The following is a 14,078-nucleotide window of genomic DNA, read 5'->3' as shown; positions in this document are numbered from 1 at the left end:
GCCTGTGAAACAATTGATGGGAACATGTCCATCCCACCTTCTCCTTTCCCTGTGCCCAGCACGCCCGCAGGCAATCCCTGGACCCACCTTGACGAGGCAGGCAGCAGCCTGACCGTCGATGCCTTTCTGACCACGCTGATGAGCCAGGTGGGCAATGCGCTGCGGCGCACCATCACCGTGCCCTATGCCGATACGGCGGGCTTGACGGTTTCGGAGTGGCGGCTGTTGGCCCTTGTCGCGCATGCAGGCGAGTTGCCGTTCAGCGCGCTGGTGGTGCAATCCACTTCGGACAAGGCCCTGGTGAGCCGGGCGCTGCGGCTGCTCGAGGAACGCGGCCTGGTGGCCCTGCTGGCGCAAGGCTCCACTCCACGCAAGAAGATCCTGTGCTCCATCACGCCTGCGGGCCGGCAGTTGCATGACGAGGTGATGCCCGTGGCCCGGCAACACCAGGCCGCTGCTCTACTGGCGCTGACGCAGGAGGAACGGGAGGTGATGTATCGGGCCTTGCTCAAACTGCGCGGTTATTGCCAAGGCAGCCAAGCCGACCCAGCGACCGAAGGCGGCCCCGCTACGGCAGACGGCGAAGCCTGAATTCAGCCCACTTCAGGCCGGTTCTGCAGCAACACCTCAGCGCGCGCCAGATCGTCCAGCGTATCGATGTCGGTGAGCACACCAGCATCGTCCACATCGACCTGAACCACATGTCCGGCTTCGCGCAGCGCCTTCAGCACAGGCGCCCCGCCCTTCTCTCCGCTCAACGCCATGAGCGCCGCGCCGCATGCGGCGCCGAAACCCACGGGATGTCCACGCTCGCCTTGATGGACAGGCTGGGCGGCTCGGGCCCCCGCATGCAATGCATCGGCCACTTTCAGCAAGGTCTGTGGACTCACCAGCGGCAGGTCGGCCGGCAAGACCAGCCAGCCTGGCGCATCGGCTGTGGCACGCACGGCCGCAGACAGCGAATCGCCCATACCGGGGTGGCCCGCATCTTCCAGATGCCAGGGCAGGCCGCTGGCGCGGACGGCGGCCAGTGTGTGTTCCAGCACGGTGCTGCCGCCCAGCGGCGCGGCGAGCTTGTGCATGGCGCCGCCCGACGCGCGGAAACGCTCGCCACGGCCCGAGGCGAGGATGAGCACGCAGGGGCGGCCTTTGAAGTCTCTGAGCATGCGCAACTCTAGCGCAGCAAATGGCAGGTCGGGCGCAGGCACAATGCAGGCCATGAGCAGCATTTCCACCTCGATCGCCGATCTGCGCAAAAGCTACGAGCGCGCGGAACTCAGCGAATCGGCCTCCCTGGCCGATCCGCTGCAGCAGTTTGACCAATGGCTGCAGGAAGCCCTGAGCGCCCAGGTGCCCGAGCCCAATGCCATGACGCTGGCCACCGTGGGCGGCGACCTGCGGCCCAGCACGCGCATCGTGCTCATCAAGGGCTACGACGAGCGCGGCCTGGTCTGGTACACGAACTACGACAGCCGCAAGGGCCAGCAACTGGCGGGCAACCCCTTTGCCGCGCTGCAGTTCCACTGGGTGGAGCTTGAGCGCGTGGTGCGCATCGAGGGCCGCGTGGAAAAAGTCAGCGAGGCCGAAAGCGACGCCTACTTCAACAGCCGCCCGCTGGACTCTCGCATTGGCGCCTGGGCCAGCCCGCAAAGCCAGGTCATCAGCGGGCGCAGCGTACTGGTGGCCAATGCGGCCAAGTACGGCGCGCAGTTCCTGCTGAACCCGCCACGCCCGCCGCATTGGGGTGGATTCAGGCTGGTGCCCGAGCGCTGGGAATTCTGGCAAGGCCGCAAGAGCCGGTTGCACGACCGCCTTTGCTACCAGCTTGAAGCTGGAACCTGGCTGCGCCAGCGCCTGGCGCCCTGATCCCCTCGATTGCTGGCGCTGCTGAAACCCATCAGCCCGGCAGGCGCTGGGCCAGCCACAGCATCAGCGGCACGGTAAGCAAGGCCAGCGCAGTGGACACCGCGATGCTGGCGGACACCTCCTCCTGCATCACGCCATAGCGCTGCGTGAACAGGAACACGTTGGCCCCCACGGGCAATGCAGCCGCCGTGAACATCACGGCCACGGGCAGGCCACCCAGGCCGAAGGCCCAGGCCAGCGCAAGCATCAGCAGCGGATGCACCAGGTTCTTGACCAGCGCGATGCCAGCAGCCTCTCGCAAGTTCTGGCCCACCCTGGTGTAGGCCAGTGTCACGCCGACCAACAGCAGCGCCATGGGGCCCAGCGCCTGGCCCAGGACCTGTAGGGACCGGTCCACCGCTTCGGGCAGCACCAGCCCAGTCTGAGCGAACAGCAAGCCAGCGAGTATGGGCAGCGGCACAGGATGCACGATGCCGTTGCGCACGGCCTGCAGCACCGTGCGCCACATGGGGCGCGGTGCTCTTTGGCCGCAGCGCTGGCGTTCGTGGGCCTCGGCCAGCTCGAACACGATGGTGGCTGCGGTCAGCAGGATCAGCGCATGCAGCGAGACCAGGGTGAACAACGTGACAAGCCCTTCCTCCCCGTAGACCAGCCCCACCAGCGGCACGCCGATCATGACGGTGTTGCTGAACATATTGGCCAGCCCCCGCGCGGCCGAGCGCGTGGAAAAACCGCCCAGCACCATGGACACCACGAAGATCAGCGCAGTCGCCAGGAAATACAGGGCCACGGGCTGAAAGTCCAGCTCCTGTACCCGCACCGCACCCATGGTGCGAAACAGCAGCGCCGGCGTAAGCACCAGAAACACAAGGTTGGACAAATCCTTGATGGCTGTGGCACGCACCCAGGCCAGCCGGGCGGCAAGAAAGCCTGCTCCTATGCAAAGAATGACAGGGATGAGGGAGGCAAAGACGGGAGAGTTCACTGAAGCAGGACCGGGAAGCTGCGCCTGCGCAGGCTTGCGGCGCGCGCAGATTATGCGCCGCAGACCCGGCCCTGCCTCGTTCAGGCATCGTCCCGGGCCTCGAAGGCCCGGCCAGCCTCCACGGACGTGCCAAGGCTCAGATTCATGCCGAACAGCTCCCTTTTCTGGCGACTTGTCGCCACTGACATTCATCAGTCGATAACAAGGTTGCCACTCAACTTCATGTAAGTTACATTGAACATCCCTATTGGTTGATTCGTTTTGCTCTCGACGCCCATGACTTCATCACCATCCCAGGCACCCGCTGCCGGCAAGCCGCCGTCCACTGTCCCCGACGGACTGGCCCTGTTCCGGCATTGGCTGGAAACCGAGGGCACCAAGGGCTGGGATGCCCTGGACACGGCGCCCGACAGCGGCTACGAAAAGGTATGGCGTGCCTGGCTGCGCAGCCTGGGCGATGCGGGCATGCCAGCCAGAGAAAGTCCCCCCTCCCCCACCACGCCGAAAGGCAAAGTCAACGCAAAGGCCCGCGCCTGGCAACAGGCCACCGCCGTGGATGTCCAGAATTTCCTGCGCCCGCGCGAAGGCCAGTTGTCGGGCCACCAGCCCGGCCGCCGCATCAGCGAGGTCACGCGCAGGCGCTACTGGCGCCTGCTGGAACGCATCTACGACCATGCGCTGGACCACGGCTGGGTCAGCGCCAATCCCGCCGCAGGGTTGGCGCCGCAGGAGCGCCCCCCTGCCGAAGACGGCCAGGGCCATTGCCTTCCCGCGCCGCTGTGGAATGCCCTGCCCCGCCACATACCGATGGCCGACGGCTTTCAGTCGGCGCGCGACCGCGCCATCTTGCTGCTGCTGTACGAACTGGCGCTGGCGCCCGAGGAGGTGCGCGGCCTGTGCTGGCGCGATGTGCAATGCGCAGGACCAGGCGATGGCCTCCCCTGTCAATTGCATATCGATGGCGCACGCGCCGCGCAGCAGCGCACGCTGGATCTGTCGGAAACGGTGGTGAAGGCGCTGCAGGACTGGAAAGGCTTCAGCGCCGGCCAGCGCGGGCCGGAGGCCGTTCAACCCGGTGCCACGGTCTTTTATTCGCGCGAGGGGCAGCCGCTGTCGGTGCGCGTGCTGTTCCATGTGGCCTCGCAGCTGATACAGCGTGCCCATGCGGCCCAGCCCGCTTCTGCCCAGAAGGCGCCGCTGCACCGGGTCGGGCCGCAGGTGCTGCGCAACACGGCCATCGTGCAGTGGTTGCGCGCGGGCCGTGCCGAGACCGAAGTGGTGCAGTGGATAGGCGTCGACAGCGCACGCGCCCTGCGCCATCTGCAGCATTACCTGTAGCAGACGGCGCGGGAGCGCAGCGCGGGCAACCCGCCTTAGAACGACACCTTGACGCCCACGGTGATATTGCGCCCCATCAGCGGCGCAGCGTTCTTGATGAACGATGTGTGGGCGAAGGCCAGGCGGTTGGTCAGGTTGTTGCCCTTGATGAAGAACTGCCAGGGCGTGCCACCCGAGGTGCGCAGCGTGTAGCTGGCCGAGAGGTTGAGCATGCCGTAGCCGTCCGTCTCGGTCTCGTAGGCGGTGACACGGTTCTGGCGCAGCACCTGCACCCACTCGGCCTGGGCATCCCAGCCCTTGTAGAAGGTGTCCACGCGCAGGCCTACGCGCGCCGCGGGAATGCGCGGCAAGGCGGAGCCGTCTTCCAGCCGCGCACGCACGGCGTCACCGAACAGGGTCACGCCCCACTGGCGCGACAGCTTCTGGCGCACCTGGCCCTCCACGCCGGTGAAGCGTGCGTCGGCCTGGGTGTACTGCAGCAGTTGCAGGCCGTCATGCTCGTCCAGCGTGGCGCCATAGATATAGCCCTTGACGCGATGGTGGAAGGCATTGACGCTGAACGTGGTGTCCCCCGAGGTCTTGCGCAGGCCTATGTCCAGCGCCTGCGAGCGTTCACGCTTGAGGTCGGGATTGCCGCGCTCATAGGTGGATGTGGCCATGTGCAGGCCATTGGCATACAGCTCCTCGGCCGTGGGCAGGCGGTTGCCCTGCGTCAGCGAGGCCGACAGGCTGTAGCCCGGGGTGAACTTCCACACCGAGCCCAGCGAGAACGATGTGCCGCTGTGGCTGCGCGAGATGCCGCTTTGCTGGGCATCCACGGTCTGGCGCTCATGGCGCAGCGCAGCCTGCCAGCGCCAGTCCTGCCAGCGGTATTCCTCCAGCAGGTAGATGCTGTTGCGGCGGGTTTCGGTGGGCTGCACATAGGCCTCCTCCCCCTCGGCACTGAATTTGCGCTGCACGGTCTGCAGGCCGATGACGCCGCGCCAGCCGGCGATGGGCTCCAGCTCGGCCTCCACGCGCAGGTCATGGGCGCGGTTCTTGAAGGTGGTCGAGACCTGGCCGTCCTCGATCTCGTCATGGCGGTAGTCGGTCCAGCCGCCGCGCACGCGCAACGCCGCAATGCCTGCCGTCGGATTGCGCCATTCGCCGCGCAGATCCCAGCGCTCGCTGTTGAGGTCGACCACCGGCACGCTGCCATGGTCGTGATCGTGTTCTTCGTCGCCATGGTCATGTCCGTCCTCGTCGCCGTGGTCATGGCCGCCGCAGTGCAGATGGTCGCCATGGGTGTGGCAGCCCTCGAAGCTGTGGTTGTGGCCCGGCAGGCCATAGCGCGCGGTCTGGCGCGTGTAGGCCAGGCCCAGGTAGCCTTGCGTGCCGATCCAGGACAGGCCCAGGCTGCCCGTATCCGTGCGGTTGAAGCTGCCGCCCACGCGCCCCTGGGACTGGCCGTTGGGCGCCCAGCCGCTGCCCACGCGGTAGTCGCCGGCATCGCGCGCCATGCCCTCGGCGTGGATGGCCAGCTGGCCCGCGCCGCCCGTCAGCGAGAACGCGCCGGCCGTCTCGCCCGCGCCCGTGCTGCCGCGCAGCTGGGCCGAGCCCGTGATGCCGTTCTTGGGAATGGACGTGGGGATCTTGTCGTCCAGGATGTTGACCACGCCGCCCATGGCACCGCCGCCGCCGTAGATCAGCGCCGAAGGGCCGCGCAGCACTTCGATCTGCGTGGCCAGCATGGGCTCGCTGGCCACGGCATGGTCGGGGCTGATGGTGGAGGCGTCATGCAGCTCCGAGCCATCGCTGAGGATCTGCACGCGCGGGCCGTCCATGCCGCGGATGATGGGGCGGCTTGCGCCCGCACCGAAATGGCTGGCGTGGATGCCGGGCTCGCCGTCCAGCGTCTCGCCCAGCGTGGCGGCCTGGCGCAGCGTCAGCACATCGCCTTCCAGCACCGTGGCTGGCGTGGACATATCGGCCGAGGTCAGGCCCAGGCCGCTGGCCTTGACCGTCACCTCATTGAGCACAGGCGTGTCGCTGCGCGGGGCATCCGCCTGGGCGCCGGTGGCAGTTCCGGGCGCGGCGGCGACTCCAGCCTCCGCAGGCTCTGCTGCCATGGCCAGCCCTGCCATCGCGGGGCCGAGCACGCCCGCCAGCAGCAGTTGCTGCAGCAGCGGGCGCAGCTTCATCCTCTCCCCCTGCACCTTGGCGTCCTGGTGGTATTGCTTTGTTGTCACTCTCATCACTGGTCTTCCCGGCAGCGGCCGGCCACGGCCCCGGGGACGTGGGAATGCGGGCGCTGCAAAAAATGGCGTCGGAAACGGACAACCGGGGTGCGCCATGCAGGCGCACGCAGCCATCCGATCGGATATGCATTCAGGATCTGTCCAACCTGGGCACAGCGCCTCTTGCGTGCAATGCAGGAAGGCGCGCGCAAACAGCTTCAATGGGCGGGCGCATGCAGCGCCGCCGCCCAAGGTTCAAGCCGCCAGGCGGGCAGTGATGGGATGCGGGGGACCACGCGCATCGAAGAAAGCCGCCAGCACGCGGCCATCGCGCACGATGGGCGGCTGGGCGGGCTCGGCCTGTTCGCCCCAGAAAGGCGGCAGCGCCACGGCGGGCGGTGGCCCCGCCATGCCTTCGTGCAACTGGTCCAGCAGTTGGCAGTCCGCCGGGCCGTGGCCCGAGAACAGCGCATGCACCCAGTCGACGGGTGCAGCGCAGGAGGTGGCCACCACCTCGACCGGGCCATGGGCCGTGGCCGAGGCCAGGCCGCCAGCATGCACCACACGGTGCATCTGGCCCAGCAACGGCGCCAGTGCGATGGACCAGACCAGCAACCAGGCCAAAAGCCAACCCCGATTCGGCACGGCACCGCGCAACGCAAGCCGTGAGGCGGGCGCAGGCGAGTGGCGACTCGGGAGTTTGAAGGGCATGGATGAATCAGGAGCGGGTCAGGCAGCGCAGAGTGTATGCGCCAATTGGCGGGGCAGGTTCCAGCATCCCGTCACAAAGACGGGCGACTGCTCACAGCAGTGCACGGCGGGCAATGCCGCGCTCAATGCGCATGGCGCATGCCGCAGAACTTGCCCAGCGCCAGGCCCTTGCAGTCGGCCTGCAGCTGCTTGTGGCATTGCGCATGGTCACGCCCTGCCGCCAGACACTGTGCGGCGGCCTCGTGGGCCTTGGCCATCGAGCGGTGGCGCTCCATGTCGGCACGGGCATGGGCATCCAGTTGCACCGGGCCACCCTGTGCCTTGGCGTCCGCCGGGGTCTTGGCATGGTCATGGTCTTGGCCGTGATCGTGCGCCTGGGCCGCAGCGGCCAGAAAGACAGCGGCCAGGATCAGGGAAACGGAACGGAAGGGGGAAAAAGTCATGCGAGATCCTGAAGGGCTATGCAAGAGAAAAAGGGGAAGACGGCCACCTCACACGGACGGATCATTCCGGGAGTGCCCGGTGCCGCTGCAGACCTGGCACCGCCCCGTCACCGACACATCGATGGCCTGGCCCTGCAGGCCGCTGGCTGCCAGCGCCTGCCGCAATTGCAGCAAGGCGGCCTGCAGTTGCTCACCGCCCCCGCCTGCCTCGCCGCCCAGACGAAAGGCGCTGTGGCAATCCGCACACTCGAAGTGCGCAGCGGCGTCGCCTTCGCAGGCCGCGCCCTGAAGGGGCCTGCCGTACCGGGCCACGCGTGCCGCATCCACGCTGCGGCGCAACACGCCGGCTGCGGCCAGCCGGTCCAGCAGCCGGTAGACGGTGACGCGGTTGACCTGCACGCCCTGGGCATGCAGGGCGGCTTCCACATCCGCCTCGCTCAACAGCGCATCGGCGCGCGCCTCCCACAGCGCCAGCACGGCCCGCGTGGCACGGGTCGAACGCATGCCGCAAGGCAAGAGCAAGGGGGAGGGAGTCGGCGATGACATGGGCAATGCAAGAGCGGGCTGCAGAGCGCGACAGGACACCGTTATCGCAACCGGGTTGCATTATGCCCGCAAATCACAACCGCTTACACAACCCGCCCACCTGGGCTCATTGCTTGACCCAGCGCGCAAAGGCACCCCGGAATTTCTGCACCTTGGGCCCCACCACGAAGGCGCAGTAGCCCTGGCTGGGATGGTTCAGGAAGTAGTCCTGGTGATAGTCCTCTGCGGGCCAGTAGCTGGCCAGGGGCTGGACCTCGGTCACGATGGGAGCGTCATACGCGCCCGCCTGGGCCAGCTCGGAGATCAGCGTACGTGCGACCTCCGCCTGATGGTCATTCGTGGTGTAGATCGCGCTGCGGTACTGCGTGCCCACGTCGTTGCCCTGGCGGTTGAGCGTGGTCGGATCGTGCGTGCCGAAGAACACGGTCAACAGGTCGCGCAGCGGAATCACAGCAGGGTCGAACTGCACGCGGATGACCTCGGCATGGCCGGTCTGCCCGGTGCAGATGTCTTCGTAGCTGGGATCGTCCAGATCGCCATTGGCGTAGCCGCTTTGCACGTCGCTCACGCCGCGCACGCGGACGAAAACGGCTTCGGTGCACCAGAAACAGCCGCCGCCCAGATAAATGGTTTCAGTCGCCATATGCGCCTTTTCTGTGAAGAAATCGAAAAAATGACCACACGCAATGCATGCGGGCCGTCGCTCCTACAGGTTAGCCCATGCACAAGCCAGGTGACGACGAACGGTTCTGCGGTTACGATAACTAACCCATCAGTCATTAATTTTCCGTGACCGACTCCCCCGCCTCTTCACCCGCCCCCGCCGAGCCCTCCGGAAAGCGCAGCCGCCGCAAGCAGGAGCGTCCCGGCGAGTTGCTGGAAGCGGCGCTCGACCTCTTCGTGGAAAAGGGCTACGCCGCCACCCGCGTCGAAGAAGTCGCCGCCCGCGCCGGGGTCTCCAAGGGCACGCTGTTCCTCTATTTCGCTAGCAAGCAGGAGCTTTTCAAGGCCGTGGTGCGCCACAGCATCGCGGGCCGCTTCGGCGAGTGGAGCGAAGAGCTCGACAACTACTGCGCGCCTTCAACCGATCTGCTGCGCTACTGCTTCAAGTCCTGGTGGGAACGCATCGGCAGCACCAAGGCGTCGGGCATCACCAAGCTCATGCTCAGCGAGGCGGGCAATTTTCCCGAGCTGTCTCAGTTCTACCATCAGGAAGTGGTTCTTCCAGGCCATGAGCTGATCCGGCGCATCCTGCAGCGCGGCGTCGAGCGCGGCGAGTTCCGGCCCATGGATCTGGACCTGTCCGTGCACTGCGTGGTCGCCCCGATGATGTTTCTGATGATCTGGAAGCATTCGCTGGGCGGCTGCCTGCCCCATGGCGACTTCGATCCCGAGCAGTTTCTGGAATCCCAGATCGACTACCTGCTGCATGGCATGTGCCAGCCCCTTGCAGCCACCACACCACCCTCCTCCCCGCCCACACCATGAAGCGTCGCACCGGCTGGCTGATCGGCCTGGCCTTATTGATCGCCATCGGCGCCAGCGTATGGCGCGCCGCATCCACCCGGCACAGCAAGCAAAGCGCCATCGCCGCAGCTACCCAGCCGCGCGAGATGCCGGTGCGCGTGGGTCCGCAGGAGGTGGTGCCGCTGCAGCCGCGCCAGCTGCAATTGACCGTGCCCGTCAGCGGCGTGGTGCAGGCCGTGCGCAGCGCCGTGGTCAAGGCCTATGTGGCCGGCGAGCTGCGCGGCCTGCAGGTGCGCGAGGGCGACAGCGTGCGCAAGGGCCAGGAACTGGCCCGCGTGGACGCCACCGAGGTCGAGGCCCGCTGGCGCCAGACCCGCCAGCAGGCCGATGCGGCCCAGGCGCAGCTGCAGCTATCCCAGCGCCAGCACGACAACAACCAGGCCCTGGTCACGCAAGGCTTCATTTCGACCACGGCGCTGGCCACCTCCCAATCCAACCTCGACGCCGCACGCGCCAACCTGGCCGCCGCCCAGGCCGCCGCCGATGTGGCCCGCAAGAGCGTGACCGACAGCGTGCTGCGCAGTCCCATGGACGGGCAGGTCGCGCAGCGCCTGGTGCAGGACGGCGAACGCGTGGGCGTGGAAACGCGGGTGCTGGAGATCGTCGATCCGTCCGACCTCGAAGTCGTGGCCCAACTGGCGCCTGCCGATTCGGTGCGCGTGCAGGTCGGCCAGCAGGCCCAGTTGCAGGTCCAGGGCGCGGGCGACGATGTGGCCGCCGTGCCCGCGCGCGTGGCGCGCATCAACCCCAGCGCCCAGGCAGGTTCGCGCAGCGTGGCCGTCTATCTGCGTGTGCAGGCTGCACCGCTCAACGCAGGCGCCGCCGGCAGATCCATCCCCATCGTGCGCCCGGGCCTGTACCTGCAGGGCAGCATTGTCACGGGGCAGACCGAACAGTTGGCCGTGCCCCTGACCGCCGTGCGCACCGACCAGCCCCAGCCCTATGTGCAGCTGCTGCAGCCTGCGGGCGAGTCCGATGCGGACAAGAGCCTGCTGCGCGTGCAGCACCGCCCGGTCACGCTGGGCAGCCAGAGCGCGCAGGATGGCGCCACCTGGATCGCCGTGTCCAGCGGCCTGCAGGCCGGTGACAGGGTACTGGCCGGCAGTGTGGGCGGCCTGCGCGCAGGCACGGCGGTGCAGATGCAGCAAATGCAGCAGGCCCCGCAGCCCCAGGCTGCGCCAGCCCCCGGAGCCCGCTGACCATGTGGTTCACGCGCGTCAGCCTGGCCAACCCTGTGTTCGCCACCATGCTCATGCTGGCCCTCATGGTGCTGGGTGTGTTTTCCTACCAGCGACTCAAGGTGGACCAGTTCCCGAATGTGGACTTCCCCGTGGTCGTGGTCACGGTGGACTATCCGGGCGCCTCGCCCGAGATCGTGGAGTCCGAGGTCACCAAGAAGATCGAGGAAGGCGTCAACTCCATTGCCGGCATCAACGCACTGACCTCGCGCAGCTATGAGAGCACCAGCGTCGTCATCATCGAATTCCAATTGCATGTCGATGGCCGCCGCGCTGCCGAAGACGTGCGCGAGAAGGTGGCCTCGGTGCGCCCCACCCTGCGCGACGAGGTCAAGGAGCCGCGCGTGCTGCGCTTCGATCCGGCCAGCTCGCCCATCTGGTCCGTGGCCGTGCTGCCCCAGGCCGATGCCGGAGCCAAGGCGCCCGACGCCGTCGCGCTGACCAGCTGGGCCGACCAGGTCCTCAAGAAGCGGCTGGAGAACGTGCGCGGCGTGGGCGCCGTCAACCTGGTGGGCGCCACCCCGCGCGAGATCAACATCTACCTGCAGCCCGAGGCGCTGGAAGCCTATGCCATCACGCCCGACCAGATCGTGAACGCCGTGCGCAGCGAGAACCAGGACCTGCCGCTGGGCGCCATCCGCTCGCGCGAGCAGGAGCGCGTGGTGCAGATCGACGCACGCATGAAGCGCCCGCAGGACTTCGAGCGCATCATCGTCGCCCAGCGCGGCGGCGCTCCCGTGCGGCTGGGCCAGCTGGCGCGCGTGCAGGACGGCGCGGGCGAACTGGAGACCGTGGCCCTGTACAACAGCAGCCGCACCCTGCTGCTGTCCGTGCAGAAGGCCCAGGACGAGAACACCATCGAAGTCGTGGACGGCCTGAACGCCACGCTGCGCGAGATCGCCGCCGAAGTGCCGGCAGGCGTGCGGCTGGAGCCGATTGCCGACAGCGCCCGCCCCATCCGCGTGGCCGTCAACAACGTGCGCCAGACGCTGATCGAGGGCGCGGCACTGACGGTGCTCATCGTCTTCCTGTTCCTGAACTCCTGGCGCTCCACGGTGATCACGGGGCTGACGCTGCCGATTGCGCTGATCGGCACCTTTTTGTTCATGTACTGGTTCGGCTTCTCGATCAACATGATCACGCTGATGGCGCTGTCGCTGTGCGTGGGCCTGCTGATCGACGACGCCATCGTGGTGCGCGAGAACATCGTGCGCCACGTGCAGATGGGCAAGGACGCGCACGCCGCCGCGCTCGACGGCACGCAGGAGATCGGCCTGGCCGTGCTGGCCACCACGCTGTCCATCGTGGCGGTGTTCCTGCCCATCGGCTTCATGGGCGGCATCATCGGCAAGTTCTTCCACGAATTCGGCATCACGATCGTGGCGGCCGTGATGATCTCCATGTTCGTGAGCTTCACGCTGGACCCCATGCTCTCCAGCGTCTGGCATGACCCGACCATCCACGCCCATGGCGACAAGCGCGGCAACAGCCTTTACGACCGCACGCTGGGACGGGTCACGGCCTGGTTCGAGCGCGCTACCGACTCGCTATCCCACTTCTACCAGGACGTGCTGGGCTGGGCGCTGCGCCACAAGATCACCACGCTGGCGGCGGCGCTGGCCATCTTCGTGGCCAGCATCTTCCTGGTGCCGCTGCTGGGCACGGAATTCGTGCCCAAGGCCGACTTCTCGGAAACCACGGTGAGCTTCAACACACCCGTGGGCTCGTCCATCGAGGCCACGGAGGCCAAGGCCCGCCAGGTCGATGCCATCATCCGCGCCCTGCCCGAGGTCCGCTACACGCTGGCCACCATCAACACCGGCACGGCCCAGGGCAAGATATACGCCAGCATCTACATCCGCCTGCTGGACCGCCACCTGCGCCAGCGCAGCGGCGATGAACTCTCGGGCGTGCTGCGCGAGCAGCTGCAGAGCGTGCCCGGCATCACCGTCACCCATGTGGGCCAGCGCGAGCCAGTGGGCGGGCAAAAACAGGTCGAATTCTCGCTGCAGGGCCCGGACCTGGGCGAGCTGGAGCGCCTGAACCGCGTCGTGATGGAACGCCTGCGCGGCATTCCCGGACTGGTGGACCTGGACAGCAGCCTCAAGCCCGACAAGCCCGTGATCGACATCACCGTGCGGCGCGATGCGGCCGCCGACCTGGGCCTGTCGGTAGGCTCCATGGCAGCGGCGCTGCGCACCTGGGTGGCCGGCCAGACCGTGGGCAACTGGCGCGCCAGCGACGACCAGACCTATGACGTCAAGGTGCGCCTGGCGCCCGAGTCGCGCAGCACGACCCAGGACCTGGAGCGCCTGCCCTTCGCCCTGCCCTCCACCTCGGGCGACGGCGGCATGCGCATCGTGCGGCTGAACCAGGTGGCCACCGTCACGCCCGCCACCGGCCCCAGCCAGATCAACCGCCGCGACATGACGCGCGAAGTAGCCTTCAGCGGCAACGTCTACCTGCGCTCCAGCGGCGAGGTCTCGGCCGACATCCGCAATGCCCTGGCCGACATCGCCCTGCCGCCCGGCTACCGCACGCAGTTCAGCGGCGCCACCAAGAGCATGAACGAATCGTTCGGCTATGCGGTGTCCGCCCTGGCGCTGGCCATCATATTCATCTACATGATCCTGGCCAGCCAGTTCAAGAGCTTCCTGCAGCCGCTGGCGCTGATGACCTCGCTGCCGCTGACGCTGATCGGCGTGGTGCTGGCGCTGATGATGTTCGGCTCGGCCCTGTCCATGTTCTCCATCATCGGCGTGGTCATGCTCATGGGACTGGTCACCAAGAACGCCATCTTGCTGGTGGACTTCGCCATCCGCGCGCGCGGGCCGCACAGCGACCCGGACACCGGCCAGATCCGCGACGGCCTGCCGCGCGAGCAGGCCCTGCTGCTGGCAGCACGCGTGCGGCTGCGCCCCATTCTGATGACCACGCTGGCCATGATCTTCGGCATGGTGCCCCTGGCCTTCGCGCTCAGCGAAGGCTCCGAGCAGCGCGCGCCCATGGGCCAGTCGGTTATCGGCGGCGTGGTCACCTCGTCGCTGCTGACCCTGGTGGTCGTGCCCGTGGTCTATTGCTACCTTGACGACTTCTCCCAGTGGCTGCGGCGCCTGTGGAACGGCAACCGGCACGACGCGGCACCCGGCCAAGGCGCCGCCAGCGCCCCCACCCCGCCGCGAGACTCGTAGAATCAAAGGTTTGTCCT

General features: G+C 67.4%; 13 protein-coding genes. 6 read left to right on the top strand and 7 right to left on the bottom strand.

Going from position 1 to position 14,078, the window contains the following annotated elements; genetic code table 11:
- The first annotated feature begins 24 nt into the window (after positions 1-24).
- Complete coding sequence (locus tag ACRSCF_RS13800) at positions 25-591, top strand: MarR family winged helix-turn-helix transcriptional regulator (protein WP_034369167.1); 567 nt, start codon at positions 25-27, stop codon at positions 589-591.
- A gap of 2 nt (positions 592-593) precedes the next feature.
- Here ACRSCF_RS13800 and ACRSCF_RS13795 read toward each other — a convergent pair whose 3' ends face one another.
- Positions 594-1,166 (bottom strand): nucleotidyltransferase family protein, encoded by a 573-nt coding sequence (locus ACRSCF_RS13795; protein ID WP_034369173.1) that lies wholly within the window; start codon positions 1,164-1,166, stop codon positions 594-596.
- A gap of 52 nt (positions 1,167-1,218) precedes the next feature.
- On the opposite strand from ACRSCF_RS13795, the gene pdxH reads away from it, so the two are divergent.
- Positions 1,219-1,866, top strand: a complete 648-nt coding sequence (pdxH, locus tag ACRSCF_RS13790; protein ID WP_017405177.1) for a pyridoxamine 5'-phosphate oxidase — start codon at positions 1,219-1,221, stop codon at positions 1,864-1,866.
- A gap of 31 nt (positions 1,867-1,897) precedes the next feature.
- Here the strand turns inward: pdxH and ACRSCF_RS13785 are convergent, their stop codons facing one another.
- Complete coding sequence (locus ACRSCF_RS13785; RefSeq protein ID WP_244388139.1) at positions 1,898-2,851, bottom strand: AEC family transporter; 954 nt, start codon at positions 2,849-2,851, stop codon at positions 1,898-1,900.
- Between the two features lie 276 nt (positions 2,852-3,127).
- On the opposite strand from ACRSCF_RS13785, the gene ACRSCF_RS13780 reads away from it, so the two are divergent.
- Positions 3,128-4,189: a tyrosine-type recombinase/integrase gene (locus tag ACRSCF_RS13780; protein WP_244388137.1), complete on the top strand. Its 1,062-nt coding sequence runs from the start codon at positions 3,128-3,130 to the stop codon at positions 4,187-4,189.
- A 35-nt stretch (positions 4,190-4,224) separates the two neighbouring features.
- On the opposite strand, the gene ACRSCF_RS13775 is transcribed toward ACRSCF_RS13780, so the two are convergent.
- The 5 genes from ACRSCF_RS13775 to msrA form a co-directional block, all read right to left on the bottom strand.
- On the bottom strand, positions 4,225-6,423 hold the full coding sequence (locus ACRSCF_RS13775) for a TonB-dependent receptor domain-containing protein (protein ID WP_126311415.1): 2,199 nt from the start codon (positions 6,421-6,423) through the stop codon (positions 4,225-4,227).
- A 237-nt stretch (positions 6,424-6,660) separates the two neighbouring features.
- A complete protein-coding gene (locus ACRSCF_RS13770) occupies positions 6,661-7,029 on the bottom strand; it encodes a hypothetical protein (RefSeq protein WP_223275282.1) in 369 nt (122 codons plus the stop codon).
- A 209-nt stretch (positions 7,030-7,238) separates the two neighbouring features.
- Positions 7,239-7,559, bottom strand: coding sequence for a hypothetical protein (locus ACRSCF_RS13765; protein ID WP_016447082.1), 321 nt, complete (start codon positions 7,557-7,559; stop codon positions 7,239-7,241).
- A 48-nt stretch (positions 7,560-7,607) separates the two neighbouring features.
- Complete coding sequence (locus ACRSCF_RS13760; protein WP_016447083.1) at positions 7,608-8,063, bottom strand: transcriptional repressor; 456 nt, start codon at positions 8,061-8,063, stop codon at positions 7,608-7,610.
- A gap of 148 nt (positions 8,064-8,211) precedes the next feature.
- Positions 8,212-8,748, bottom strand: a complete 537-nt coding sequence (msrA, locus tag ACRSCF_RS13755; RefSeq protein WP_034365886.1) for a peptide-methionine (S)-S-oxide reductase MsrA — start codon at positions 8,746-8,748, stop codon at positions 8,212-8,214.
- 146 nt (positions 8,749-8,894) lie between these two features.
- Here msrA and ACRSCF_RS13750 point away from each other — a divergent pair, with 146 nt between their 5' ends.
- The 3 genes from ACRSCF_RS13750 to ACRSCF_RS13740 are packed head-to-tail and all read left to right on the top strand — an operon-like array spanning position 8,895 to position 14,061.
- Positions 8,895-9,593, top strand: a complete 699-nt coding sequence (locus ACRSCF_RS13750; protein ID WP_013802244.1) for a TetR/AcrR family transcriptional regulator — start codon at positions 8,895-8,897, stop codon at positions 9,591-9,593.
- The gene (locus ACRSCF_RS13745; protein ID WP_244388135.1) at positions 9,590-10,831 is read left to right on the top strand and encodes an efflux RND transporter periplasmic adaptor subunit; all 1,242 of its coding nucleotides are present in this window, start codon (positions 9,590-9,592) and stop codon (positions 10,829-10,831) included. The genes ACRSCF_RS13750 and ACRSCF_RS13745 overlap by 4 nt, the downstream gene beginning before the upstream one ends.
- Positions 10,832-10,833: 2 nt before the next feature.
- Entirely contained in the window at positions 10,834-14,061 is a 3,228-nt protein-coding gene (locus ACRSCF_RS13740) for an efflux RND transporter permease subunit (RefSeq protein ID WP_244388134.1), read from the top strand.
- Positions 14,062-14,078 lie beyond the last annotated feature (17 nt).

Origin of the sequence: Delftia sp. 11MD (assembly GCF_050907895.1) — a bacterium.
Classification (GTDB): Bacteria; Pseudomonadota; Gammaproteobacteria; order Burkholderiales; family Burkholderiaceae_C; genus Comamonas; species Comamonas tsuruhatensis.
This window is presented reverse-complemented; position numbering and strand designations above follow the sequence as displayed.

Excerpts from the sequence above, each read along its gene's own strand:
- ACRSCF_RS13800 (WP_034369167.1), top strand. The coding sequence starts at position 25 with ATGTCCATCCCACCTTCTCCTTTCCCTGTGCCCAGCACGCCCGCAGGC.
- ACRSCF_RS13795 (WP_034369173.1), bottom strand. The coding sequence starts at position 1,166 with ATGCTCAGAGACTTCAAAGGCCGCCCCTGCGTGCTCATCCTCGCCTCG.
- pdxH (WP_017405177.1), top strand. The coding sequence starts at position 1,219 with ATGAGCAGCATTTCCACCTCGATCGCCGATCTGCGCAAAAGCTACGAG.
- ACRSCF_RS13780 (WP_244388137.1), top strand. The coding sequence starts at position 3,128 with ATGACTTCATCACCATCCCAGGCACCCGCTGCCGGCAAGCCGCCGTCC.
- ACRSCF_RS13775 (WP_126311415.1), bottom strand. The coding sequence starts at position 6,423 with ATGAGAGTGACAACAAAGCAATACCACCAGGACGCCAAGGTGCAGGGG.
- ACRSCF_RS13765 (WP_016447082.1), bottom strand. The coding sequence starts at position 7,559 with ATGACTTTTTCCCCCTTCCGTTCCGTTTCCCTGATCCTGGCCGCTGTC.
- ACRSCF_RS13760 (WP_016447083.1), bottom strand. The coding sequence starts at position 8,063 with ATGCGTTCGACCCGTGCCACGCGGGCCGTGCTGGCGCTGTGGGAGGCG.
- msrA (WP_034365886.1), bottom strand. The coding sequence starts at position 8,748 with ATGGCGACTGAAACCATTTATCTGGGCGGCGGCTGTTTCTGGTGCACC.
- ACRSCF_RS13745 (WP_244388135.1), top strand. The coding sequence starts at position 9,590 with ATGAAGCGTCGCACCGGCTGGCTGATCGGCCTGGCCTTATTGATCGCC.
- ACRSCF_RS13740 (WP_244388134.1), top strand. The coding sequence starts at position 10,834 with ATGTGGTTCACGCGCGTCAGCCTGGCCAACCCTGTGTTCGCCACCATG.